The organism is Streptomyces sp. P6-2-1 (assembly GCF_050613165.1).
Lineage (GTDB): Bacteria > Actinomycetota > Actinomycetes > Streptomycetales > Streptomycetaceae > Streptomyces.
The window spans coordinates 1,803,221-1,825,864 of sequence record NZ_CP192513.1 but is presented as its reverse complement, the minus strand read 5'-3'; the positions used below and the strand labels follow the sequence as shown (position 1 = coordinate 1,825,864).

Genomic DNA, 22,644 nt, shown 5'->3' with positions numbered 1-22,644 from the left:
CATGGACCTCACCCTGCACACCACCGTTCTCCCGCACACCGACCCCGAGGCGTCCCTGCGCTTCTACCGCGACATCCTCGGCTTCGAGGTGCGCACCGACGTCGGCCGGGGCACGATGCGCTGGCTCACGGTCGGACCCGTGGGCCAGGACAGCATCTCCCTCCTCCTCGCCCCGCCCGCCGTGGACCCGGGCATCACGGAGGAGGAGCGCCGCACCGTCACCGAGATGATGGCGAAGGGCACGTACGGCTGGCTCCTGCTCGCGACGAAGAACCTCGACGACACCTTCGCGCAGCTCGAAGCGGCGGGCGCCGAGGTCGTCCAGGAACCGGTCGAGCAGCCCTACGGCATCCGCGACTGCGCCTTCCGCGACCCGGCGGGCAACCTGATCCGCGTCCAGGAGGTGGCCTGACACCCGCCCGGCCGGGCCGGCCACGGCGACGGGGCCCCGGCGGCCGGGCTGACCGGCCACGGCGACGGGGCCCCGCGGCGACCGCGGGCCAGGAAAGCAGGACCGGGCACGAGCGCGAGAGCCTGGCGCCGACGGCCTCCGGACGGCTGCGTTTCTGGAAGCGGACATTCCGCACGGAGCTTCCGGGGCTCCGCACCCGCAGGCGTCATCCTGGCCCACAGCCTGCCCCACAGCGTGAACGAGCAGGGAGTGGGCGTCGTCCTGACCCGCTACCCGGCCGAGGACCCGGCCGCGCGCGGCATCCGCGTCGAGGCCGTGGCCCGGGGGCGGCGCGCCCCCGTTCCGCCGGTGCGGCCTTCGCCAAGAACCCCGGGATCGGCCCGGAACCGGCCGAGACCTTCGCGCGGGGACGTATCGGCGAGCCCGCTGACACCGGCATGATCGTCGCCGTCCTCGCCCGGAGCGGCGAGCGGCTCGCCCCGGAGGAGCGGCTCGCCCCGGAGGAGCGGCTCTGCGCGTATGACCCCGGCGAGTACCTCGTCCCGTCCGTCGGCCTCCCCCTCACCGGCGACGCCCTCGACAGGGGAGCACCCACGTCCGGCATCGGGATGACCCGCGATCCCGCCGAGATCGCGGCGCTCCTCCCCAAGGCCGAGTCCGCGGCCTGCCCGCCCTGCCGCGCCCCGCCCCGCCCGGTATCGCGGTCACGCGGGCCCCGGTGGGACTCCTGGACGCCCTCTGCGGCTCCTGCGGCTCCTCGGCCCGCCCGCCGACCGCGAGATCCTCGCCCCGATGGCCGAACGGGAGGCCCCGTGGCACCTCCTGCGCGGCGAACAGGGCCCCGCCGTCCGAGGAGCACTACGCGGAGTCCTTCCGCGTCGAGGACCTCGCTTCCCTCGCGGGCATGAGCGGCTGGGCGTTCCACCGCGACGTCCTCGTGGTGACCGGCACGAGCCCCGTCCGGTTCCGGAAGAACCATCCGCCTTCGGAAGGCCATCCGTCCCCAGGAAGCGGGACTCCTGCTCGTGTCCCGCACCCCGGACATCACCGGCGTCGGCCGGGCCGTCGGCTACGAGGGCCCCTCGCCGTTCGGCCGCGCGTACCGCCGCCTCTTCGGCACCCCGCCCGGCACGGACACGAAGGCCCGGCCCGGGCGGGGCAGCGTGCCACGCTCTTGTGGTCCCCTAGCGCCCCGAACTCCGCGCCAGTTCCGCCTCGATGAGGTCGGCGGCCCGCGAAGTCCCGCCCTCCGTACGGCACCCCTCCCGAATACGGGCCGAACGCACCGCGACCTCCGGGTCGTTGACGAGCGCGAGCAGCGCTTCCCGCAGCCGTTCGGCCGTCGCCTCCGCCGTGTCGATCCGGCGGGCGATGCCGAGTTCGACGAGGCGGTCCGCGTTCGCGAACTGGTCGACGGCCTGCGGGACGGCGATCATCGGAACGCCCGCGAGCAGCGCTTCGCCGCAGCCGCCCATGCCCGCATGCGTCACGAAGGCGTCCGACCGGGCGAGGATCGCGCGCTGCGGGACCCAGGAGTGGACCTCGACGTTCCCTGGTACGGGGCCGAGTTCGGCCGGATCGACGTACGTGCCGATCTGGAGGACCACGTGCCACCCCGGCAGCTCGCCGAAGGCCCCGACGCACGCACGGTAGAAGGCGGGCTGCCGCGTGTACGCGGAGCCGAGCGAGACGAGCAGGACGCGCTCGGCGTCCGCGGGCCGCTCCCACGTCTCCTCGGCCGCGTCGAAACACGGCCCCACGAACGTCACGACATCCGTGTCCACCCGGTCCGCGTGCGGCTGCATCACGCGCGGCACGAGGGCCAGCGACCGCGCGGGCGGCCCCATGAACGCGTCGACGTCCCCCGTCGTCGCCCCGCACTCCGCGAGCCACTCGGAGAAGCGCGCCTGGTACGCGTCCGCACCGGGCAACGCCTTGATGTGCGCGCCGACTTCCTCCGCGTACCCCTCCCACCCGACGAACGCGGGCGAGAGCTGCACGAGCGGCCTACCCTGCGCCTCGGCGAGCGCGCGGGCGTGGTAGGCGCCGATGTCGTAGAGGTACAGATCGGCCGGATCGCTCTCGTACGCGGCGCGGAGCTGCGGCAGCGACTGGACGCCGTCGTCCAGGAAGAGCCCCATCGCGCCGATGGGGTCCTCGGGCCACTCGTGGTCGGTGTGCGGCAACACCGTGGTGACGGGCACGAGTTGGGCCCCGGTCGGCTCGACGAGATGAGCGACGGCGGGATCGGTCGCGTACGTCACCCGATGACCGCGGGCGACCAGCTCGCGGACGATGTCGAGGCTCGGCCGCATATGGCTGACGAGCGGCGCGCACACCATCGCGATGTGGGAAGGGGTAACTGGCATGCGCATCAGCGTAGTTCGTGTGCTGCCGAGCAGCCCTGACCGCGGGGCGGGTGGGGGCTATTCCTGCCGCAGGACCGCCAGGGCGAACGCCAGCCGACGATCCAGCCAACTCGCCCGCGGCACATAGATCCTGAGGCCCTGCGTGTGCCCGGCTGTCAAAGCGACCTCGTCGTCCGCACGCCAGGTGACGGGCTTCGCCGGGGCCGCGGAGCTGTCCCTGGGGCCCGCCGAGTCTCCGTAGACCAGGGAGTCGACGAAACTGCCCGCGAGCGAGCCCGCACCCCGCACCGCGGCGTCCGCCCCGCGGCCCGCGATCTCCCGGGCGGTGCCCTTGGCCCAGTGGTAGCGGGCTATGACGTCGGGATGCCCCGGCTGCCGCAGCCACCAGCCGTGCTGCACCGCGCGCTTGGCCGCCGGGGTGCGGAACACCGTTCCCAGTTCCTGCCCGGCCCGGTCCCGCACCTGATAGCGCTCGCCGCCCCTGCCACCGCTCGCGGGCTCGACGGTGCACAGCGGTCCTTCGGCCTCCGTGGCGTCGTGCAGCTCGTACGAGCGGGCCTCCGGGTCCCGCTGTACGACGAACGCGGCGGGGGCGAAGTAGCGCTCCCCGTCGAGGGTCACCGGCATACGCACCGCACGGCGCCCGACCAGCCCCTTCTTCCGGCGGGCGGACAGGCGCACCACCTCGCCGACCACGAAACCGCCCTCGGTGTCCCAGCGCACCGGGACGACCGGCGGGTCCGTCTTCTTCTTGCCGAACACTCTGGTCTCCTCCCCGGCCCCGCACCAGCGGAGCGCTCAGTTCACAGCCCCGTGGAGCAGGGCGATACCGGCGAGCACCCCGACGGCCACCAGCGTGACAAGACCGGCGTACAGCGCGCACACCCAGCCCGTCACGATCGAGGCGAGTGCCCCCCACCGGCCGGGCAGCCGCTCGCGCGTGGCCCGTCGTCGGGCCACGTGGCCCGAGACGATCGCGGTCAGCGAGACCGACTCCACCAGCACGAACCAGCCGATCGTCGCGGGCGTGTAGAAAGCCACTGGCGTCGCCCACAGACTGCCGCTCGCCACGATGGCCGCCGTCAGCGCGGCGCCCATGCTGATCACGGCGGCCCGATTCTCCGGCTGCGTCCGTACCTGCTCTCCCCTGTCAGTCACGGCGGGAATCCTAGCCGCGATGACGGAACACGCGCCGGGAACGCTGCCCCCCGCTCAGCCCGGGGAGGTGCGCGGCGGGCGCACTCCCGCCGGCCGGGGGACTCCCGCGCGCGCCCTCCCGCACACCCGCAACTCCCGTCCCCCGCAGCCCCCTTCCCCCGTAGCCCACATCCCCCGCAGCCCCCTTCCCCGGCTCCTCGCTACCCCCCGCTCACCGCCGTCAGGAGCGCCAGCGGGGTCGCCGCCGAGCGGGACTCGCGCACGCACGCGTACGGTGCCGCCACCGGCAGCGGGTGCCGGGCGCGCTCGTAGCCCGCGAGGACCTCCGGAAGGCGGTGGTCCTCGGGGGAGGCGGCCTCGGTGAGGGCGTGGGCGATGCGGAGGGCCTCGTCATGGAGGCCGTAGCGGGCGAGGCCGAGCGTGAGCAGGGCGTTGTCGTGCGGCCAGACCGCGCCGCGGTGGTAGGCGAGCGGGTGGTAGGCGGGCTGCCCGGCGGCCAGGGTGCGGACGCCCCAGCCGGAGAAGAAGTCGGGGGCGAGCAGGCGGCGGCCCACCGACTCGCCCCACTCCTTGTCGAGCAGCCCCGACCACAGCAGGTGCCCCGCGTCCGAAGCGAGCGCGTCGAGACGGCGGCCGTCCTCGTCGAGCGCGAGCGCGGGGAAGGAGTGCTCGGGCATCCAGAAGTCGCGCTGGAAGCGGTCGCGCAGGTCGGTCGCCGCCTGGTCGAGCAGGTCCGCGTACACCTGGTCGTCCCACACCTGCCGGGACAGCTGCGCGGTACGGCGCAGGGCGTCGTACGCGTACCCCTGCGTGCCCGCCGTCAGGACCGGGCCGCTCGGGCGTGTCCCGTCGGCGGCGCAGAGGGCGCCCGGCGTGTCGCGCCAGTTCTGGTGCGCGAGCCCGCCCTCATCGGCGCGGTGCACGAGGTAGCCGCGCGAGGTGAGCCCGCCGTGGTCGAGCATCCACGTCACGGCGGCGCGCGCGTGCTTCTCCAGGCGCCGCGCGGGCGTCTTGTCGCCGGTCCGCTCGGTGTACGCGCCGAGCAGGACGAGGAAGAGCGGCGTCGCGTCGACCGAGCCGTAGTAGCGGCCGAAGGGGACCTGCCCGAAGTGGGCGAGTTCGCCGTCCCGCACCTCGTGGACGATCTTCCCCGGCTGCGCGACGCGCGCCGCCGTCTCCTCGGTGGCCTGCGCGGCGGCGAGCGCGGCGAGCGTCGCGGCGGCCGGTTCGGGGCGGTACGGGAGGAGGAAGAGCGAGGTGAAGAGCGCGTCGCGGCCCAGCAGCGTCTGGAACCAGGGGGCTCCTGCGGCCGGGACCCGCAACGGCTCCCCGTCCGGGCCTGCCGCCGGGACCCGGAGCGCGGCGAGATCGGCGAGCCCCCGCGTGCACGCGGCGCCCAGCTCGGGCCAGCCCGCGGCGAGCGCCACGCCCTCCGCGTAGTCCGCCGCCTCCTCGGCGAGCAGCCGCGCCGCCTCGCGCGGCGAATCGGGCACGACGAGCGGCGCGGGGCCACCGTTCCCCAAGGCCCGTACGATCAAGGTCACTTCGCTGCCGCCGCCCGGCTCGCACTCCAGCTGCCACACGAGCCGCCGCGCCCCCGTGCCCGTCTCCTCGACGGCGTCGGGGGCCGGTTCGGCGGTCACGGCGGTACGGGCCTGCCAGTCGCCGCGCCGGTACCGGAACTCCAGCGCCCCGTCCTCGGTCAGCTCCCTGCCCCGTACCGCCCCGGGTTTGCTGTACGTGCGGTGGTCGGCGCGCAGCTCGAACTGGTCGCTGAAATCCGCGTCCACGGTGAGCGCGAGCCGCACAGTGAGCGGGCCCTGGCGGTTGCTCAGGACCCGTACCGTCTCCACGAACGAGCCGTCCACGACGGCCTGTTCGCGAAAGAGCGTGCACGCGGGCGGCTCGGTGCGGCTCCCGTGCGGGCTCAGCACACTGCGCAGCGTCCCGCTGCCCGCGGCCGGGGCGAGCACCTGCGGCACCCGCCCGTCCACCGTGAGCTGCCAGCGGCTCAGGTGCCGGGCGTCCCGTACGAAGAGCCCGTCGGGCGCCGTGCCCCGCGCCCCCGTGATGTCCCCCGCCGCGTCGACGGCGGCGAAGCTCGCCCCGTGCACGAGCGTCCGCCTGCCGGTGTCTTCCCTGGTCACTCCCCAACCCCTTCCTCGGCCAGCAGGTCGAGGCAGAGCGCGGCCGTCCAGCCGAACTCGCGCGCCCCGAGCCCCCGCCCCGTGGCCGGATCGACGTACTCGGCGAACGCCGTCGCCCCCGCCGTCCGGAGGAACGCGTCCCGCAGCGCCGCCGCACCGCTCGGGTCGCCGTGCTGCCTGAGCCCGCGCAGCAGCAGCCAGTTGACGTTGAACCAGGCGGGCCCACGCCAGTAACGACGCGGGTCGTGCACGGGTGACGTCAGGTCGTGGCTCGGTACGAGCAGGCTGCGTGTGCCGAGTCCGAAGCGCGGCCCGCGCAGCGTCGCCCGCAGTGCCCAGGCGATGCCCTCGGGCAGCCAGGGCAGCAGCAGCGGGAGCAGCCCCGCGGCTCCGTGCTCGGGCGGCTCCGCCCCCTTTCCCTCCAGGTCGCGGCTCAGGAACAGCCCGGCCCCCGGCTCCCACAGCCGCTCGACCAGGGCCTCCGTGAGCCGCCGCGCCCGCCGGGTGCGCGGGCCCGGGTCCTCGCCCAGCTCCGCCCCGATCGCGGCGAGCGCGTACTCCGAGGCGATGAGGAGCGCGTTGAAGCCCGGGTCCTCGACCGCGAACCGCGCCCCGTCGGGCCGCTCCGCCCGGTCGGCGTAACCGCTGTCCCTGTAGGCCGCGGCGAGCCGCACGTACCGCCCGTAGTCCAGGTCCGTCGGCCGGTCCTCCGGGCTGCCGTGGTCGAGGTCGGCGCGCCGGTACGCGTCGGGCGGGGCCGGGACGACGCGTGCGAGGGGCGCGTCCCAGCACGGGCTGTTGTCCATGCCCGATTCCCACGGATGGAGGAGCGCGGCGAGTCCCGCGCCGCCCAGGTCGCGGGACCCGGCGAGGTAGTCGTGCCAGGCCACGAGGCGCGGGTACATCCGCGCGAGGAAGGCCAGGGAGGCGGGCTCGCGCGGGGCCGCGCGGTGCACGAGCCACACCGCGAGCGCGTGCACGGGAGGCTGCACGATCCCCGAGGTCTCCGGGGCCCGGGGCGCCTGCCGCGCGCGCGAGGAGCGCCAGAAGTCCGGGCTCGGGAAGTACGCGTCGAGCGGGACCGCCGGGTTGAAGACGATGTGCGGCACGCGCCCGTCCGCCCACTGCGCGGCGAACAGGGTCTCGATCTCGCGGCGCGCTCGGGCCGGGTCGAGCCGCCGCAGGCCGATCGCGATGAAGGCCGAGTCCCAGGACCACTGGTGCGGGTACAGCGCGCGCGAGGGCACGGTCGACGCGCCCGTCCGGTTCGCTTCGAGCACGGCGGCCGCGCCGCGCCACAGGTGGCGCAGCTCACGCGGACGAAGCGGGGATTCACCCGTACGAGGACGCGGATGGGATGCGATCCGCGGCGCGGGCACGAGGGGCGCGGCGGAGTGCGCGGGAGGGGCGGAACCCGGGGGAGCGGCCGTCGTGGGACCGGGCGCACCCTGGTGGGGAAGCTCAACGGGCCCTGCCTGCCGCGTGATACGGCCGGGACGGCTGGTGACTCGGGATGTGGGTTCCACGTAGCGCTCCCCGGGGAGGTCCTGGGACAGTCCGGGCACACGACGGCCCGGGCCCGCGGTACCGGGTACCGTAGGGTTACGTCTATTTAACACGCAGAACTTACTGTGTAATGCGAACTCGGCGAACGCAAGGGGGTAGGGCACGGTGGCTAACCAGGCGAGCGCGGGGGATCTGCTCCAGTTGGTGCGTACGGGCTCCGCCACGACCCGTGGGGACCTCCAGCGCGTCACCGGGCTCTCGCGCGCGACCGTCGGGCAACGCCTCGACCGGCTCTTCCGCGCCGGATGGCTCCGCGAGGGCGACGCCGCGCCGAGCGCGCCCTCACCGCAGGGGGGACGCCCCTCGGTCCGTCTGGAGTTCGACGACAGGCACGCGATCGTCCTCGCCGCCGACCTGGAGACCCGTCACTCCCGCGCCGCCGTGCTCAGCCTCACGGGGGACGTCCTCGCCGAGACAAGCTGGCCGCTCCTCCTCTCGGACGGACCCGAACACGTCCTCGGCGAACTCGGCGCCCGCTTCGCCCGCCTCCTCAAGGACGCGGGACTCGCACCCGCCTCGGTGTGCGGCATCGGCCTCGCCGTGCCGGGGCCCGTGGACAGCGCGAGCGGCACCCTCGTCGACCCGCCGATCATGCCCGGCTGGGGCGGCTTCGACCTCGGCGGCCGCCTCGCCCGCGCCTTCGCCGAGGCGGGCGGGGACGCGGGGGGCACCGGCGCGCCCGTCCCCGTACTCGTCGAGAACGACGCCAACCTCATGGCGTACGGGGAACAGCGCACCGGCTGGCCGGAGTGCCGCGCCTTCGCCCTCGTCAAGGTGTCCACGGGGATAGGCGCCGGGGTCGTCGTGGACGGCACCGTGTACCGGGGCGTGGACGGGGGCGCGGGTGACATCGGGCACATCAGGGTGCCCGCGGGCGAAGGGCTCGACTGCATGTGCGGCGCGCAGGGCTGCCTCGCCGCCGTCGCGAGCGGCCGCGCCCTGGCCGCGAGACTCCGGGCAGCCGGCGTCCCCGCCGCCTCGGGGTCCGACGTGCGCGCCCTCCTCGCCGACGGCCACCCCGAGGCCGCCGGGCTGGCCCGCCAGGCGGGCCGCCAGGTCGGCGAGGTCCTCGCGACCGTCGTGACCCTCCTCAACCCCGGCGTCCTCATGATCGCCGGAGACCTCGCCGGCACCCCCTTCCTCACCGGCGTCCGCGAACTCCTCTACCAGCGCGCCCTGCCCCGCTGCACCGCGCACCTCGACGTCGTCACCTCACGCCTCGGCGACCGCGCGGCCCTCGTCGGCGCGGCCCACCTCGTGGTGGAACACCTCTACGCCCCGGGAAGGGCGGAGGAACGCCTGACGGCACTGGGCGTGTAGGACGTACGCGCGGCGGAGGCCGTCCGTACGGGCCCCGGCGGCCCGCCCGCCCGCGCCCCGCTCACTCCCCGCGCCCCTCCCACGACCCCTCCCTGTCCCGCCGTGCCAAGTGCCGCTGGAGGCGGCTCAGGACCTTGGGCGGGAAGTGCCCCCGCACCGCGGCGCGTGCCGCGTTCGCGCCGGGCGCGCCGTGGACACCGCCGCCGGGGTGCGCGGAGGCCGAGGCGAGATAGAGGCCCTTGACCGGGGTCTCGGGGCGCCCGCTGCCCGGCAGCGGGCGGAAGAAGAGTTCCTGGTGGAGCGCCGCCGTACCGCCGTTGATCGCGCCGCCCCGCAGGTTCGCGTCGAGCGCCTGGAGCGTGGGCGGGGCGAGGACGCGGCGGGCCCTGATCCGCGCGCGAAAGCCCGGCGCCCAGCGCTCCACCTCGCGCTCGATCCTGTCCGCCATCTCCTCGGCCTGCCCCGGCGTCCACCGGCCGTCCAGGCCCGCTTCGCCCGCGTCGCCCTTCACCGTGTGCGGGACATGCGTATAGGCCCAGGCCGACTGCGTACCCGCGGGGGAGCGCGCGGGGTCGGCCGTGGTCATCTGGCCGAAGAGGAGGAAGGGGTGGTCGGGCACGTGCCCCGTGGCGAGCTGCGCCGCGAAGCGCGTGAGCCCGTCCACGCCGTCCGCCAGGTGCACCGTGCCCGCACCCCCCGCCGCTTCGCCCGCGCTCCACGGCACCGGCCCGCCGAGCGCCCAGTCGACCTTGAACGTCGCGAAGTCCCACTGGAAGCTCTCCAGATCGGCGAGGACCCGGCCAGGCAGGTCCCGCGCCCCGACCAGCTCCCCGTACAGCGCGGGTGCCGACACGTCCGCGAGGACGGCCCGCCCGGCGGGGACCGTCTCGCCACCCGCCGTGCCCACCCCCACGGCCCGCCCGGCGCGCACGAGCACCCGTGTCACGCGCTCCCCGCAGCGCACCGCGCCCCCGCGCTCCTCCAGGCGCCGCACCAGCGCCGCCGTGAGCGCGCCCGCCCCGCCCACGGGGACGGGGAAGCCGTAGGTCTGCCCGAGCATCGACATGAGCCAGCCGTAGCCGCCGCTGCCCGCCGCCTCGGGGGCGAGGTCGGCGTGCAGCGCGTTGCCGGCGAGCAGCACCCGGCCCGCCTCGCCCCGGAACTCCTCCGCACCCAGCCGCCGCACCGGCAGGACGAGCGAGCGCGCGAGCCTGAGCCCGCCGCCCGCGCGCACCATGCGCGCGAGCCGCAGGCCCTCGCGCACCGGCGGGAACGGGGTGAACAGCGCGCCGACGAGCCCGGGCCCGACCCGCTCCCACGTCCGGTACAGGCCGAGCCACGCCTCGCCGTCGCCCGGGGCCGCCGCCTCCAGCCGGGCCGCCGTGTCCTCGGGCCGCCGCTCCAGGACGGCGCAGCTCCCGTCGGGGAAGGGGTGCGCGAGCACGCGCGGGGCGTGGCTCCAGCGCAGCCCGTACCGCTCCAGGCGCAGCCCGGCGAGGACGGGCGAAGCGGCGGCCAGCGGGTAGAAGGAGCTGCCGAGGTCGGAGACGAAGGCGGGATCGACCGCGCGGTCGGAGCGCACGGCGCCGCCCGGCTCCGCGTTCGCCTCCAGGACCTCCACGCTCCACCCGGCGTCGGCGAGCACGTTCGCGGCGACGAGCCCGTTGGGCCCGGCGCCGATCACCACCGCGTCCGGCATCAGCCCGCTCCTTGCGCGCGCGGGTACGCGGCCGCGACGGTCTTCGCGAGCCGCGACAGCATGAGGCGGTTGCGCAGCTGGCTCAGCGCGTCCGCGAGCGGGTTGTGCAGCAGCCCGGCCGCCCCGCGCAGGGGGTGCTCGTCGAGGACGACGAGCGTGTCCGCGCCCCACTCCCGTACGTCGAGCGCGATGCGGGCGGTCCCGAGGCGGCCGCTGTCCACCTCCAGCTCCAGGATCGCGGGGGGCTCGCAGCGCCGTACGTACGTGCGCCCCGACAGCGCCCAGACGCCGAGCACCACGGTGTACCCGATGCTCGATCCCGCCTCGGGCCAGTCCCCCTCCTCGGCCCACGACCTGTCGGTGCCCACGACCCAGTCGCCGTAGCGCGCGCCGTCCGCGAGGACCGCCCACACCTCGTCCCTGGGGCGCTCGATGAGTTTGTGCCTGACCGCCATGAGGGGCTCCCGTCGTCTCGGTTCCGGCGTCCGTCCTCGTACGGTTCGTCAGCGCGCGCCCGGGACGTCCCTGAGCGCCGAACGGCCCTCGCGCCACGCCCCCAGCAGGTGCGCCGCCAGGTGGTCCTCCAGCAGGACCGTCGCCTCCGCGCCGAGGGCCACGTCGGCCGCGAGGTGCGGTTCCTCGGCGAGGAGGCCGCCGATCACCTCGCGCCGCACGACCTGCTCGTGCACCGCGTCCGCCTCGACGTGCTCGGTGTAGAAGCGCACGGCGGCGGGCCCCGCCCCGGTGCGCCGCATCGCCGCGGCGATACGGCGCGAGCTGGGCGACGACGTGACCTCGACGCCCGCGAAGTGGCCGACGAGCGCGCCGCGCAGGGAACGGCGCAGGCCGAAGAGCGTCATCATGTTGACGAGGGCGAGCGCGGGGGCGGGAGCGGCGTCCACGTAGTGCCCGTAGCGCGTCTCCAGCCCCAGGTCCTTCATGAGGCCGGCGAAGAGCCGCGCGTGCATGTCCTCGGCGCGCCCGGCCCCGTACTCGTCGTACTGGACCGCGACCATGCCCGCTTTGGCGCGCCCGGTCAGCCGCGGGATCACCCACGTGTGCGGGTCGCCCTCCTTGAGGTGGTAGAGCGAGCGCAGTATCGCGTACTCGCGCAACTGCTCGCAGGTGCCCGCGTGTTCGAGGTGGTACGCGACGCTGCCCGTGTGGTCGGCGGGCTCGACGAGCAGTTCGGCGAAGGTCTCGTCCACGGTGCGCCCGACGGGCACGTCGGCGCGCAGGGCGCCGAGGAAGCGTTCCTCCAGGGCCTGCCGCAGCGGCATCAGGGCGGGGTCCCACTCGCGCTCGTCGGGCACCCCCGCGAAGCCCCGGTAGTGCAGCTCGTGGAGCGTGTGGAGCGCGAGGTGCAGGTCCTCGCCGTACGGGTCGGCCGCCGCGACGCCCGCCGTGTCCAGGACCGTCGCCGCGGGCGCGGCGAGCGCGGCGCGGACCCGTGCCGAGAGGGGGCCGCGGGCGAGCGGGAGCGGGGGGCCCGTACGGGTGGCGCGGTCGGCGAGCGCGGTCATGTCCCTCCCGCCTCCTTCGCGTGCTTCTTCGTGGCGTCGCCCTTGTCGTCCTCGTCGCTCCCGGCCCCCGGGTCCTCCGGGGCCGCGGGCCCGGTCCCGCGGCGCGCGGGGCGGCGGTGTGCCCGGTGGCTCGTGTCGCACCACGGGTACGTACGGCTGCGGCGGCACGTGCAGACCGCGACGACGAAGCGGTCCGAGACCGACACCGTGCCGTCGTCCGCGACCACTTCCACGGGACCTTCGACCAGCAGCGGTCCCTCACGGTCCACGACGATCCTGCGGGGCCGCCCGGACTCGTTCCCCGGCCGCTGCTCACGCGCGTGCGGCACGGTGCACCACCCGTCCCTCCGTCCTCGCCCCCGCGCCGAGGAGCGGTCCTCCCGCGCGCGGGAGGACCGCCGCGCGCGGCCATGCGCGCCGGGCGCGGGTCGCCGGGCCGGGCCGCACGCCGCACCGCTCGGTGACCTTCCCGCGCGGCGGGAGGACGTCGCCCGCGCGGGCGCTGCCCCAGTGCCCGGTGCCTACCGCGTCGACCCGTGCGGCGACCACCGCCCGCCAGGGCGTGCCCGTCCCAGGGACCCGCGCACCGCGTCGCGCGGCGAGCAGGGCGGGCGCCCCGCCGCCTGGGGGGAGGCCGAGCCGGTCGGGGAAGGCGAGCCGGTCGGGGAAGGCGAGCCGGTCGGGGAAGGGAGGAGCAACCGCCATCACGCGTACCTCCGGGGAGTGGACCTTCGCCACCACCGCTCCAGCCTCCGTGCCCCGGCAGCTTCCCGCCACCCGGCCCGCAGATCGCGACTCTCCGTGATCGGCGACGCCTCCGGGGCCGTCCGCGGTCCGTTTCCCGGCACTCGATGTCGTTCACGGCCCGCCGCGCCACTCGCGACCCGCACCGCCGCCCTCTTCTTTCGTACATCCGTCCGCATGAGGGCCCTCCGAGCCCCGTATTCCGCGTGATTCGCGCCACGCTTGAGAGGGGTTTAACTCAAATGAGCGTCAGAGGGGGGTTTTCGGCTCCCGAAGAATGGCACCCTGTGCCAGGAGAGATGGCTTCAGGAGGTGAACGCATATGACGACAGCCCCCGCTCACTTGAGCGGAATTTACCGGAATTACATCTTCCGTTTTCAGGGCTTGAAGTGCGTGCCGTCCCGCCCCTGCCCCCGCCGACACTTTCGATCTCCTGGCAGGCGGCGCGTTGTGCCCGCATGACCCCCAGGTCCAGGTGCCGGACCGCCTTGGATCTGGGTATGTTCCTCGCCGTCAGGGCAGTCAGCCGCGAGGAGTCAGTCCCGTGTCGTCCACACAGCAGCAGCACCCCGAGGCCGCAGGCCGTTCCGGTGCGGGCACGTCCGTCGCGTCCGCCCCCGAGACGCCGCGCGTGCCGCAGGAGACGCCGAAATTCGTCTACGACTTCACGGAGGGCAACCGCCACCTGAAGGACCTCCTCGGCGGCAAGGGCGCGAACCTCGCCGAGATGACGAACCTGGGCCTGCCCGTGCCGCCCGGATTCACCATCACCACGGAGGCGTGCAAGACGTACCTGGAGAGCGGCAAGGAGCCCGCGGCCCTGCGCGAGGAGGTCAGTGCGCATCTCGAAGCCCTTGAGGCCGCGATGGGCAAGAAGCTCGGCCAGGCCGATGACCCGCTGCTCGTCTCCGTCCGCTCCGGCGCGAAGTTCTCGATGCCCGGGATGATGGACACCGTCCTGAACATCGGCCTCTCGGACGCCTCCGTGCCCGGACTCGCCGCGCAGGCGGGCGACGAGCGCTTCGCCTGGGACTCGTACCGGCGCCTGATCCAGATGTTCGGCAAGACGGTCCTCGGCGTCGACGGCGAACTCTTCGAAGAGGCCCTGGAGTCGGCGAAGAGGGCGAAGAAGGCCGCGACCGACGTCGACCTCGACGCCGCCGACCTCAAGAAGCTCGTCAAGAGCTACAAGAAGCTCGTCGAGCGCGAGGCGGGCCGCCCCTTCCCGCAGGACCCGCGCGAGCAGATGGACCTGGCCATCCACGCCGTCTTCGACTCGTGGAACACGGACCGTGCCAAGCTCTACCGCCGCCAGGAGCGCATCCCGCACGACCTCGGCACGGCCGTCAACGTCTGCTCGATGGTCTTCGGCAACCTCGGCCCCGACTCCGGCACCGGCGTCGCCTTCACGCGTGACCCCGCCAGCGGCCACCAGGGCGTCTACGGCGACTACTTGCAGAACGCGCAGGGCGAGGACGTCGTCGCCGGCATCCGCAACACCGTGCCGCTCGCCGACCTGGAGGGCATCGACAAGCCCTCGTACGACGCGCTGATGCGCATCATGGAGACCCTGGAGAACCACTACAGGGACCTGTGCGACATCGAGTTCACGATCGAGCGCGGCAAGCTGTGGATGCTCCAGACCCGCGTCGGCAAGCGCACGGCGGCCGCCGCCTTCCGCATCGCGACGCAGCTCGTCGACCAGGGCCTCATCAGCGAGGCCGAGGCCCTCCAGCGCGTCAACGGCAACCAGCTCGCGCAGCTCATGTTCCCGCGCTTCGACGAGAAGGCGAGCGCCGAGGCCGTCGCGTGCGGCATCGCCGCCTCGCCGGGCGCCGCCGTCGGCAAGGCCGTCTTCGACTCGTACACCGCCGTCAAGTGGTCCCGCTCGGGCGAGAAGGTCATCCTCATCCGCCGCGAGACCAACCCCGACGACCTCGACGGCATGATCGCCGCCGAAGGCATCCTCACCTCGCGCGGCGGCAAGACCTCGCACGCCGCCGTCGTCGCGCGCGGCATGGGCAAGACCTGTGTGTGCGGCGCCGAGGAACTGGAGGTCGACACCAAGCGGCGCCGTCTCACGACGAGCGGGGGCACGGTCGTCGAGGAGGGCGACCTCGTCTCGATCGACGGCTCGAACGGGCGCGTGTACCTCGGCGAAGTACCCGTCGTACCGTCCCCCGTCGTCGAGTACTTCGAGGGCCGCATGCACGCGGGCGCCGACGAGGCCGACGAACTCGTCGCCGCCGTGCACCGCGTCATGGCCTACGCCGACCGCACCCGCCGCCTGCGCGTGCGCGCCAACGCCGACAACGCCACCGACGCGCTGCGTGCCCGCCGCTTCGGCGCCCAGGGCATCGGTCTGTGCCGCACCGAGCACATGTTCCTCGGCGAACGCCGCACCCTCGTCGAGTCGTTGATCCTCGCCGACACCGACAAGGAGCGCGAGGCGGCGCTCAGGGAACTGCTCCCGCTCCAGAAGCAGGACTTCATCGAGCTGTTCGAGGCGATGGACGGACTCCCCGTCACCGTCCGCCTCCTGGACCCGCCCCTGCACGAATTCCTGCCGGACATCACGGAGTTGTCCGTACGGGTCGCGCTCGCCGAGTCCCGCGAGGACGCCAACGAGAATGACCTGCGCCTCCTCCAGGCCGTCCACCGCCTCCACGAGCAGAACCCCATGCTCGGCCTGCGCGGGGTACGCCTCGGCCTCGTCATCCCCGGCCTGTTCACGATGCAGGTACGGGCCATCGCCGAGGCGGCCGCGCACCGCCGCGAGAACGGCGGCGACCCGCGCGCCGAGATCATGATCCCGCTCGTCGGCACGGTCCAGGAACTCGAACTCGTCCGCGAGGAGGCCGAGGAGGTCATCGCGTCGATCGAGTCCGGGACCGGTACCGACCTCGGCATCTCGCTCGGCACGATGATCGAGCTGCCGCGCGCCGCGCTCACCGCCGGGCAGATCGCCGAGGCCGCGCAGTTCTTCTCCTTCGGCACCAACGACCTCACGCAGACGGTCTGGGGCTTCTCGCGCGACGACGTCGAGGCGAGCTTCTTCACCGCGTACCTGGAGAAGGGCATCTTCGGGGTCTCGCCCTTCGAGACCATCGACCGCGACGGCGTCGGCAAACTCGTCGCCGACGCGGCCCGCGCGGGCCGCGCGACCCGCCCCGACCTCAAGCTCGGCGTCTGCGGCGAGCACGGCGGCGACCCGGAGTCGGTCCACTTCTTCCATGAGGTCGGCCTCGACTACGTCTCCTGCTCGCCCTTCCGCATCCCGGTCGCCCGCCTGGAGGCTGCCCGCGCCGCCGCCAAGCCGGAGGCCGACACGACGGCCTGAGCCACCGGCCGCACGAACCACCCCTTCGGGGTCCCCGCCCCGGGCCGCCCGCCCCCGCCTGTCCCACCCTCACCGGGGCGGGGCGCGGGACGCACCCGGAGCACGAAGAAGGAGCGGCACCCTGTGCGGGGGTGCCGCTCCTTCGCCGTCAGGGGCCGCGGGCGGCAGGGGGTTTCGGGCGGTACGGGGCTTCGGTCCGTACCGGGCTTCGGGCCGTACCGGGGTTCGGTCCGTACCGGGCTTCGGGCCGTACCCGGGTTCGGTCCGTACCGGGCTTCGGGCCGTCCGGGCCCCGGGCGCTCAGCCCGTCCCGGTGCCCCGGTGTCCGGCCGCGCGCCGCCGTGCCACCAGCTCGCGCGCGGCGTCCGCCCACTCCGGGTGTGTGAAGGAGAAGCCCGCTTCCGTCAGGCGGCCGGGGACGACGCGGCGGCTCTTGAGGAGAAGCTCGGTGTCGGAGCGCAGGGCCCAGGCGCCCAGCTCCGCCATCGCGCGGGTCGCGGGGAGACCGAACGGCACGTGCCAGGCGGAGCGGAGTCCGCGCATGAAGGCGCGCTGGGGGAGGGGGCGCGGGGAGGAGAGGTTGACGGGGCCCGTGAGGTCCTCGCGGGCGCGCAGGAAGTCGAGCGCGCGGACGAAGTCGGCGCCGTGTATCCACGAGACGTACTGGCGGCCACCGGCGACAGGGCCGCCCAGGCCCGCGCGGGCCAGCCGGGACAGGACGTCGAAGACGCTGCCGCGCTCGGTGCTCATCACCATCGCCGCGCGCAGCGCCACCTTGCGCGTCGCCGGTGTCGCCGCCTCGCGCTGCGCCGCCTCCCAGGCCCGGGCGATCTCGACGCTGTACGCCCAGTACGCGGGCACCCCCGGCTCCGTACCGCCGAGCGCGCCGCTCGCCTCGTCGTTCGGGGCGTCGAAGCGGTGGGCGTAGAGCGTCGCCGTACTCATCTGGAACCACACGCGCGGCGGGCGCCGTGCCGCGGCGATCGCCTCGCCCACCACGCGCGCCGAGTCCACCCGCGAATCCGTCATGGCCCGCAGGTTCTCCGGCGTGTACCGGCAACTCACGCTCCGCCCCGCGAGGTTGACCACCATGTCGCAGCCCTCGACCTCGCGCGTCCACGCCCCCGCGCTCCGCCCGTCCCAGCCGACGACGCGAGACCCGTCACCGTACGGGTGCGGGCGGCGGCTCAGCACGACCACCTCGTGCCCCTCGCGCAGCCACGCGCGGCGCAGCAGCTGACCGATATGCCCGGTGCCCCCGGGAAGCAGGATCTTCACGAGGGTGAGCGTAGCGCCTTTGTTTGAACGTGTTCAAAAAAATGGGAATCCCTGGCTGGTGCTCACGCCTCAGGCAGTGCGTACCGCACCCCCGTCAGTTCCTCCGAGGCCGACCAGAGCCGCCGCGCCGACGCGTCGTCGCGCGTCCAGGGGGCGCGCCAGGACGGGGCCGGGGCGCCGCGCCACATCAGGAAACGCGGGCCGATGAAGGAGTCCTGCCCGACGCCCGGGGCCGTCGCCGCGTACAGCGAGGGCAGCGCGCCCGCTTCGGCGGGCTGCCCGACGAGCCGGGTGCCGAGCGCGGCGAGCCGTTCCGCGGCCTTGCGGCCCTCCATCCGCACGCCCGCTGTCTGGAGGTTCGTGCGCGCGTACCCGGGGTGCGCCGCGGCCGCCACGGTGTCGGCCCCGGCCGCTTCCAGGCGGCGGGCGAGTGCGTGCGTGAAGAGCAGGTTGGCCGTCTTGGAGCGACCGTAGGCGAGCCAACGGCGGTAGTGGTGCTCGCTGTTGAGGTCACGCGGGTCGATGTTGCCGAGCAGGTGCAGGCCGCTCGACACCGTCACGACCCGGCTCGCGCGGGCGCTGAGGAGCGCGGGCAGGAGGAGCCCCGTGAGGGCGAAGTGCCCCAGGTGGTTGACGCCGAACTGCCGCTCGAAGCCGTCGGCCGTGCGCCCGTACGGGAGCGCCATGACGCCCGCGTTGTTGAGCAGCACGTCGACGGGCCGCCGTACGTGCCGGTCCGCGAAATCGCGTACCGAGGCCAGGTCCCCGAGGTCGAGCCGCGAGAACTCCGCGTGCGCGCCCGGCACCTCCGAGAGCAGCCGCGCGACCGCGTCGGCCCCGCGCTTCTCGCTGCGGCAGGCGAGTACGACGTGCGCCCCGTGCCGGGCGAGTTCACGCGCGGCGACGTACCCGATGCCGCTGTTGGCGCCCGTGACGACGGCCGTCCTGCCCTCCTGGGCGGGGACGCGGGCGGCACTCCAGCCGCGCGTCCGTGTCCCGCGTGCTCCTCCTGCGTCGGCGGCCATCGCGCCCGCTCCCTTCCCTGTCCCGCGGCGCGGCCCCGGCCGGCCCGCCGCCTGGCCCTCTTCTACCCCGTGCGGCGCACACGTCCCGCCCGCGCGCCGCACGTGTCCCGCCCGCGGTGCCCGGCGCCGGGGGACACGCGTGCGGACGCCGTACAGGCGTACGCATAGGGTCATGCTCATGCCCGACATACCCCTGACCACGGTTCTTGTGCTGTGCCTCGCCGCGCTCGCGGCGGGCTGGATCGACGCCGTCGTGGGCGGCGGGGGACTGCTCCTGCTGCCCGCGCTGCTCCTCGGCGTCCCGCACGTACCCGCCGCGCACATCCTCGGCACCAACAAGGCCGTCGCGATCGTCGGGACGGGAGGTGCCGCGTACACCTACGTGCGCAGGGGCGCACCCGTCACGGTACGGATCGCGGTGGGGATCGGGGGCGCGGCGCTGCTCGGCTCGACGATCGGGGCGCTCTTCGCCGCGGGCATCTCCAGCGACGTGCTGCGGCCGATGATCATGGTGGTGCTGCTCGCCGTGCTCGCCTTCGTCATGCTGCGGCCCGCGTTCGGCACGCAGGCGGCGGGGCCCGCCCCCGGGCGCGGCCGTGTCGTCGCGGCCGTCCTGCTCGCGGGGCTCGGGATCGGCGCGTACGACGGCTTCTTCGGGCCGGGCACGGGAACGTTCCTCGTCCTCGCGCTGACCGCCGTGCTGCGCCTCGACCTCGTCTCGGCATCGGCGACGGCGAAGATCGTCAACACGTGCACGAATCTCGGCGCCCTCGTCACGTTCGCCGTGCAGGGCAACGTGATGTGGGCTCTCGCGCTCCCGCTCGCTGCGTGCAACCTGGTCGGCGGCATGACGGGTGCCCGCACGGCGCTCAAGCGGGGGAGCGGTTTCGTCAGGACGGTGCTCGTGGTGGTCGTGCTGGGCCTGGTGGCGAAGCTCGCGTACGACCAGTGGCTGGGCTGAGGGGGCTTCGGCGGCCCTCGGCCGCGGTTCCCCGGCCATCCCGGAAGGGGAGCGGGACCGGGCCGGAGGCCCGTGCTCCGGCGAGGCCCGCACCGGTGAGGCCCGGCCCGCGGACGGAGGGGACGGCGGAGGGCCGGGCCGCGGACGGGCGGGACGGCGGAGGGCCGGGCCGCGGGGCCGACCCCCCCGTGCGGACGGACCGCTACACGGTGCCGCGTGTGCGCCGGTGCAGGAGCCATGTCCCGCACACCGTCGCGAAGGCCAGCACGCCCACGCCGCAGGCGACCCGCACCGGATCGCGCCCGAGCGGCCCCGGCCCGCCCGCCAGCTCGCTCCCGTGCCCCGCTGCCGCCTCCGCCTCGCCCGCGGCGACCCCCGAGGGCCCGTACGCGCCGCTCATCCCCACGCGCAGGTCGGCTCGCGTCTCCGCGCCCCCCGTCCCGCACCGCACCACCACTTCGTACGTGCCCGGGTTCGCCTCCCCTGGCACGCGGAAGCTGCCCACCGCTTCGGGCGCCTCCGCGCCGCCGCTGAGCGCGAAGCCGCCCGAGCGCAGCGCGGGCGCCGTGCCGGTCGCAGCGTGCCCGGGACAGCCCGTCACATGCGCCGTCACCTTCGCCCCTGGTGCCCCGGCGGCCGGAGCCAGCCGCAGCGCCGGGGCCGGGGCGGGCTCCGCCGCGGCGGCGGCGACGGGGAGCGCGCACCCCCCGGCCAGGACAAGGGCGGCCAACGCACCGGTCCGCGTACGCCTCGCGGGCATGGTCCTCCTTCCGCGGGGGCCCGCTCGCGACCTCTGCGTGCCGCGAAGCCGAACGCGCCCCGCCTACGAGGTAAGCCCGCCCCGCCCCCGCCCGCGCGCTCAGCGCGGGTGAACGGGTGACGGGCCATCAGGGCGCCCCCGGCTCAGACCTCCTCCCAGGGCACCGCCTCGTACACCGCGCGCAGCCGCGCGAGCAGCGGCTCATCCACCTCGTAGGCGTGCTCGTCGATCTCGGCCACGGGCACGATGCCGCGCGAGTTCGTGAGGAACACCGAGCGGAAACCGGCCAGATCCGTGAGCCGTACGGGCCGCCGTACGAGCGCGAGTCCCGCGGCGGGCAGCCCCCGTTCCAGGAGCGTGAGCGTCGTGCCGGCGAGCGCGGGCGCCGTGGGCAGCACGAGCCGCTCGCCGTCCCCGAAGAGGACATTGGTGATCCCGCCCTCGGCGACCTCGCCGTCGGGCCCGGTGAGCAGGATCTCGTCGTACCCGTCCCGCCCGGCGAGCCGCCCGTGGTGCGCCTGCGCGAAGCCGCCGAGGTGCTTGACGTGCGCGAAGGGCCGTACGTACGGGACCGAGCGGACCCGCAGCGGGGTCTCCTGGACCCCGCCGGGCGCGGCGAGGGTCACCATGAGCGAGAGGGCCCCGGCGGGCCGGTGCACGTACACGCGCAGCGCGGCGTCGCGCGCCCCGCCCCCGAGCGCGTGCCGCACCCGCTCCCGCACGAGGGCCGGATCGAGTACGTCCCCCCACAACTCCCGCGAGGCGGCGCACAACCGCTCCAGGTGCACCTCCATCCCCCGCACCTTCCCGCCCCGCACCTGCGCGGCGGTGAAGTGCCCGTCGCTCCGCACGGCCCGCCACAGCAGATCGTCGGCGGTGGCCGCCCGCCCGTCGACCTCGACGGTGTCGATCCCGAGTGCTGAGGCGAGGGGCCCGAGCCCGTCGTCCCCTGTTCCCGCGCCGTCCTCGTTCGTCATGGGCTCACGCTGGGCCACGGCCTCCCCGGCCCCGGTGAGCGCCTTGGCCATCCGCACCTCCCCCGCCCGCTCGTCCACCACCACGAAGCCCTTGCGCCGGTACACCTCCCGCGCCTGCGTGTTCGCCGCCAGGACCCCGAGCCGAAGCCGCTCCGCCCCCGCCGCGCGCGCCCACCGCTCCACCGCGTCGAGCAGCAGGCCGCCGACGCCGCGTCCCCGTACCGCCGTCGCCACCCACACCGAGTGCAGCTCCACCGTGCCGTCCCCGGCGGGGAGGCCGCTCGTCGTCCCCACCGCGTGCCCGTCGTGGAAGGCGGCCAGGTGGTACGCGCCCGGCAGCGCGAGCCTGGTCCGCCACCGGCGCTCCTCGCCCGGCCCCCACGCGTCGAGGCGCGCCCGGAACGCGTGCGGCGCGTCCGCGAGCGCGGCGCGCCGCAGCTCCCGCCACAACGGCCAGTCCGCGGGCCCGAGAACCCGCACGTCGACCCCGGCGACGGGTGTCCGGGTCACGAGCCCGCCCCGGCCCGCTCCGCGCCCTGCGGGTCCGCCTCGCGTGCCGCCCGCTCGACCTTCTCGCGGTGTGCCGACCAGGTCCCGCGGTCCCACTCGGGGAGATTCGTGTCCTCGCGGCCCGCGCCCGCGCGTCCGTCGAGCAGTTCACGGGTGATGTCCGCGTGGCCCGCGTGGCGCTGGGTCTCGGCGAGGACCCGGACGAGGACGTGGTGCAGCGTCGTCGTGGCGCGGTGCTCCGGCCACCAGGGCACCCGTCCCTCCGTGTCGAGCGGAAGCTCCGCGAGGATCGCGTCCGTGTGCGCCCACGCGGCCCGGTACAGGCCGGTGAGTGCCTCCGCCGACTCCTCGGGGCGCGCCCACAGGTCGCCCTCGGGTTCGCGCGTCCAGTGGAAGTCGGGCTCCTCGCCCTTCGCGAAGTACGGCCGCCCGAACGTGTCCCCGAAGTACCCCAGCTCCACGGCGGCCAGGTGTTTCACGAGCCCGAGAAGATTCGTCCCCGTCGGCGTCAGCGGCCGCCGCGCGTCGTACTCCGACAGGCCCTCCGCCTTCCAGAGCACGGCGTCCCGCGCCTCCTGCAGATACCGGTGCATATCGGCCACAGGCCCACTGAACGACATGATCGCCCCCACTCCCGTACGTACGTACATCCCCTACGTCCCGCCGAGTCTCGCACCCCCCACCGACACCACCCCACCTCCCCGCCACCCACCCGGCCTCCCCCTTCACACCCGGCCGCCCCCCTGCCCCCCACCCCGCCTGCCCCCCGCCTCGTCCGGCCCCCCGCCTCGCGCCCGGTCCACCCGCCTCACGGCCCACCCCGTTCGGTGCCCGGCCCGGCTCTGCGATCGCCC

At 75.0% G+C, this 22,644-nt stretch carries 20 protein-coding genes; 5 read left to right on the top strand and 15 right to left on the bottom strand.

What is annotated here, in order from left to right:
- Position 1 precedes the first annotated feature (1 nt).
- Both ACQYWQ_RS08065 and ACQYWQ_RS08060 read left to right on the top strand, forming a co-directional pair.
- Positions 2-412: a VOC family protein gene (locus ACQYWQ_RS08065; RefSeq protein ID WP_431033266.1), complete on the top strand. Its 411-nt coding sequence runs from the start codon at positions 2-4 to the stop codon at positions 410-412.
- Positions 413-1,030: 618 nt separating this feature from the next.
- On the top strand, positions 1,031-1,600 hold the full coding sequence (locus tag ACQYWQ_RS08060; RefSeq protein WP_431039107.1) for an AraC family transcriptional regulator N-terminal domain-containing protein: 570 nt from the start codon (positions 1,031-1,033) through the stop codon (positions 1,598-1,600).
- On the opposite strand, the gene ACQYWQ_RS08055 is transcribed toward ACQYWQ_RS08060, so the two are convergent.
- The 5 genes from ACQYWQ_RS08055 to ACQYWQ_RS08035 form a co-directional block, all read right to left on the bottom strand.
- Positions 1,597-2,787: a macrolide family glycosyltransferase gene (locus ACQYWQ_RS08055; RefSeq protein ID WP_431033264.1), complete on the bottom strand. Its 1,191-nt coding sequence runs from the start codon at positions 2,785-2,787 to the stop codon at positions 1,597-1,599. The genes ACQYWQ_RS08060 and ACQYWQ_RS08055 overlap by 4 nt on opposite strands.
- 51 nt (positions 2,788-2,838) lie before the next feature.
- Complete coding sequence (locus tag ACQYWQ_RS08050; protein WP_431033261.1) at positions 2,839-3,543, bottom strand: hypothetical protein; 705 nt, start codon at positions 3,541-3,543, stop codon at positions 2,839-2,841.
- 36 nt (positions 3,544-3,579) lie between these two features.
- On the bottom strand, positions 3,580-3,939 hold the full coding sequence (locus tag ACQYWQ_RS08045; RefSeq protein WP_431033259.1) for a DUF4190 domain-containing protein: 360 nt from the start codon (positions 3,937-3,939) through the stop codon (positions 3,580-3,582).
- 200 nt (positions 3,940-4,139) lie between these two features.
- Positions 4,140-6,086: an amylo-alpha-1,6-glucosidase gene (locus ACQYWQ_RS08040; protein ID WP_431033257.1), complete on the bottom strand. Its 1,947-nt coding sequence runs from the start codon at positions 6,084-6,086 to the stop codon at positions 4,140-4,142.
- Complete coding sequence (locus ACQYWQ_RS08035) at positions 6,083-7,366, bottom strand: MGH1-like glycoside hydrolase domain-containing protein (protein WP_431033255.1); 1,284 nt, start codon at positions 7,364-7,366, stop codon at positions 6,083-6,085. The genes ACQYWQ_RS08040 and ACQYWQ_RS08035 overlap by 4 nt, the downstream gene beginning before the upstream one ends.
- Positions 7,367-7,757: 391 nt before the next feature.
- On the opposite strand from ACQYWQ_RS08035, the gene ACQYWQ_RS08030 reads away from it, so the two are divergent.
- Positions 7,758-8,972 (top strand): ROK family protein, encoded by a 1,215-nt coding sequence (locus tag ACQYWQ_RS08030; RefSeq protein WP_431033253.1) that lies wholly within the window; start codon positions 7,758-7,760, stop codon positions 8,970-8,972.
- Between the two features lie 61 nt (positions 8,973-9,033).
- On the opposite strand, the gene ACQYWQ_RS08025 is transcribed toward ACQYWQ_RS08030, so the two are convergent.
- The 5 genes from ACQYWQ_RS08025 to ACQYWQ_RS08005 are packed head-to-tail and all read right to left on the bottom strand — an operon-like array spanning position 9,034 to position 12,899.
- Entirely contained in the window at positions 9,034-10,671 is a 1,638-nt protein-coding gene (locus ACQYWQ_RS08025; RefSeq protein WP_431033251.1) for a phytoene desaturase family protein, read from the bottom strand.
- Entirely contained in the window at positions 10,671-11,126 is a 456-nt protein-coding gene (locus tag ACQYWQ_RS08020; protein WP_431033249.1) for an SRPBCC family protein, read from the bottom strand. Before ACQYWQ_RS08020 ends, ACQYWQ_RS08025 begins: the two co-directional genes overlap by 1 nt.
- 48 nt (positions 11,127-11,174) lie before the next feature.
- A complete protein-coding gene (locus ACQYWQ_RS08015; protein WP_431033247.1) occupies positions 11,175-12,194 on the bottom strand; it encodes an iron-containing redox enzyme family protein in 1,020 nt (339 codons plus the stop codon).
- Complete coding sequence (locus ACQYWQ_RS08010; protein WP_431033245.1) at positions 12,191-12,523, bottom strand: CDGSH iron-sulfur domain-containing protein; 333 nt, start codon at positions 12,521-12,523, stop codon at positions 12,191-12,193. Before ACQYWQ_RS08010 ends, ACQYWQ_RS08015 begins: the two co-directional genes overlap by 4 nt.
- Complete coding sequence (locus tag ACQYWQ_RS08005) at positions 12,507-12,899, bottom strand: hypothetical protein (RefSeq protein WP_431033243.1); 393 nt, start codon at positions 12,897-12,899, stop codon at positions 12,507-12,509. The genes ACQYWQ_RS08010 and ACQYWQ_RS08005 overlap by 17 nt, the downstream gene beginning before the upstream one ends.
- A gap of 671 nt (positions 12,900-13,570) precedes the next feature.
- On the opposite strand from ACQYWQ_RS08005, the gene ppdK reads away from it, so the two are divergent.
- Complete coding sequence (gene ppdK / locus ACQYWQ_RS08000) at positions 13,571-16,279, top strand: pyruvate, phosphate dikinase (RefSeq protein ID WP_431039106.1); 2,709 nt, start codon at positions 13,571-13,573, stop codon at positions 16,277-16,279.
- Positions 16,280-16,579: 300 nt separating this feature from the next.
- Here the strand turns inward: ppdK and ACQYWQ_RS07995 are convergent, their stop codons facing one another.
- Together ACQYWQ_RS07995 and ACQYWQ_RS07990 are read right to left on the bottom strand one after the other, a co-directional pair.
- Positions 16,580-17,557 (bottom strand): epimerase, encoded by a 978-nt coding sequence (locus tag ACQYWQ_RS07995; protein WP_431033241.1) that lies wholly within the window; start codon positions 17,555-17,557, stop codon positions 16,580-16,582.
- 62 nt (positions 17,558-17,619) lie between these two features.
- On the bottom strand, positions 17,620-18,582 hold the full coding sequence (locus ACQYWQ_RS07990; RefSeq protein WP_431033239.1) for an oxidoreductase: 963 nt from the start codon (positions 18,580-18,582) through the stop codon (positions 17,620-17,622).
- A gap of 178 nt (positions 18,583-18,760) precedes the next feature.
- Here ACQYWQ_RS07990 and ACQYWQ_RS07985 point away from each other — a divergent pair, with 178 nt between their 5' ends.
- Positions 18,761-19,543 carry a sulfite exporter TauE/SafE family protein gene (locus tag ACQYWQ_RS07985; protein WP_431033237.1) on the top strand — a complete coding sequence of 261 codons (783 nt, stop codon included), beginning with the start codon at positions 18,761-18,763 and terminating at the stop codon, positions 19,541-19,543.
- Positions 19,544-19,745: 202 nt separating this feature from the next.
- On the opposite strand, the gene ACQYWQ_RS07980 is transcribed toward ACQYWQ_RS07985, so the two are convergent.
- From ACQYWQ_RS07980 to ACQYWQ_RS07970, 3 genes are all read right to left on the bottom strand, one after another.
- Positions 19,746-20,303: a hypothetical protein gene (locus ACQYWQ_RS07980; protein WP_431033235.1), complete on the bottom strand. Its 558-nt coding sequence runs from the start codon at positions 20,301-20,303 to the stop codon at positions 19,746-19,748.
- 143 nt (positions 20,304-20,446) lie between these two features.
- Complete coding sequence (locus tag ACQYWQ_RS07975; RefSeq protein WP_431033233.1) at positions 20,447-21,790, bottom strand: GNAT family N-acetyltransferase; 1,344 nt, start codon at positions 21,788-21,790, stop codon at positions 20,447-20,449.
- Positions 21,787-22,410 carry a DinB family protein gene (locus tag ACQYWQ_RS07970; protein WP_431033231.1) on the bottom strand — a complete coding sequence of 208 codons (624 nt, stop codon included), beginning with the start codon at positions 22,408-22,410 and terminating at the stop codon, positions 21,787-21,789. Before ACQYWQ_RS07970 ends, ACQYWQ_RS07975 begins: the two co-directional genes overlap by 4 nt.
- Between the last annotated feature and the right edge of the window lie 234 nt (positions 22,411-22,644).

What these genes read in the sequence shown, in the direction of transcription:
- ACQYWQ_RS08005 (WP_431033243.1), bottom strand. Translation starts at nt 12,899, where the DNA reads ATGGCGGTTGCTCCTCCCTTCCCCGACCGGCTCGCCTTCCCCGACCGG.
- ACQYWQ_RS07970 (WP_431033231.1), bottom strand. Translation starts at nt 22,410, where the DNA reads ATGTCGTTCAGTGGGCCTGTGGCCGATATGCACCGGTATCTGCAGGAG.
- ACQYWQ_RS07990 (WP_431033239.1), bottom strand. Translation starts at nt 18,582, where the DNA reads ATGGCCGCCGACGCAGGAGGAGCACGCGGGACACGGACGCGCGGCTGG.
- ACQYWQ_RS08065 (WP_431033266.1), top strand. Translation starts at nt 2, where the DNA reads ATGGACCTCACCCTGCACACCACCGTTCTCCCGCACACCGACCCCGAG.
- ACQYWQ_RS08015 (WP_431033247.1), bottom strand. Translation starts at nt 12,194, where the DNA reads ATGACCGCGCTCGCCGACCGCGCCACCCGTACGGGCCCCCCGCTCCCG.
- ACQYWQ_RS08055 (WP_431033264.1), bottom strand. Translation starts at nt 2,787, where the DNA reads ATGCGCATGCCAGTTACCCCTTCCCACATCGCGATGGTGTGCGCGCCG.
- ACQYWQ_RS08020 (WP_431033249.1), bottom strand. Translation starts at nt 11,126, where the DNA reads ATGGCGGTCAGGCACAAACTCATCGAGCGCCCCAGGGACGAGGTGTGG.
- ACQYWQ_RS08025 (WP_431033251.1), bottom strand. Translation starts at nt 10,671, where the DNA reads ATGCCGGACGCGGTGGTGATCGGCGCCGGGCCCAACGGGCTCGTCGCC.
- ACQYWQ_RS07980 (WP_431033235.1), bottom strand. Translation starts at nt 20,303, where the DNA reads ATGCCCGCGAGGCGTACGCGGACCGGTGCGTTGGCCGCCCTTGTCCTG.
- ACQYWQ_RS07985 (WP_431033237.1), top strand. Translation starts at nt 18,761, where the DNA reads ATGCCCGACATACCCCTGACCACGGTTCTTGTGCTGTGCCTCGCCGCG.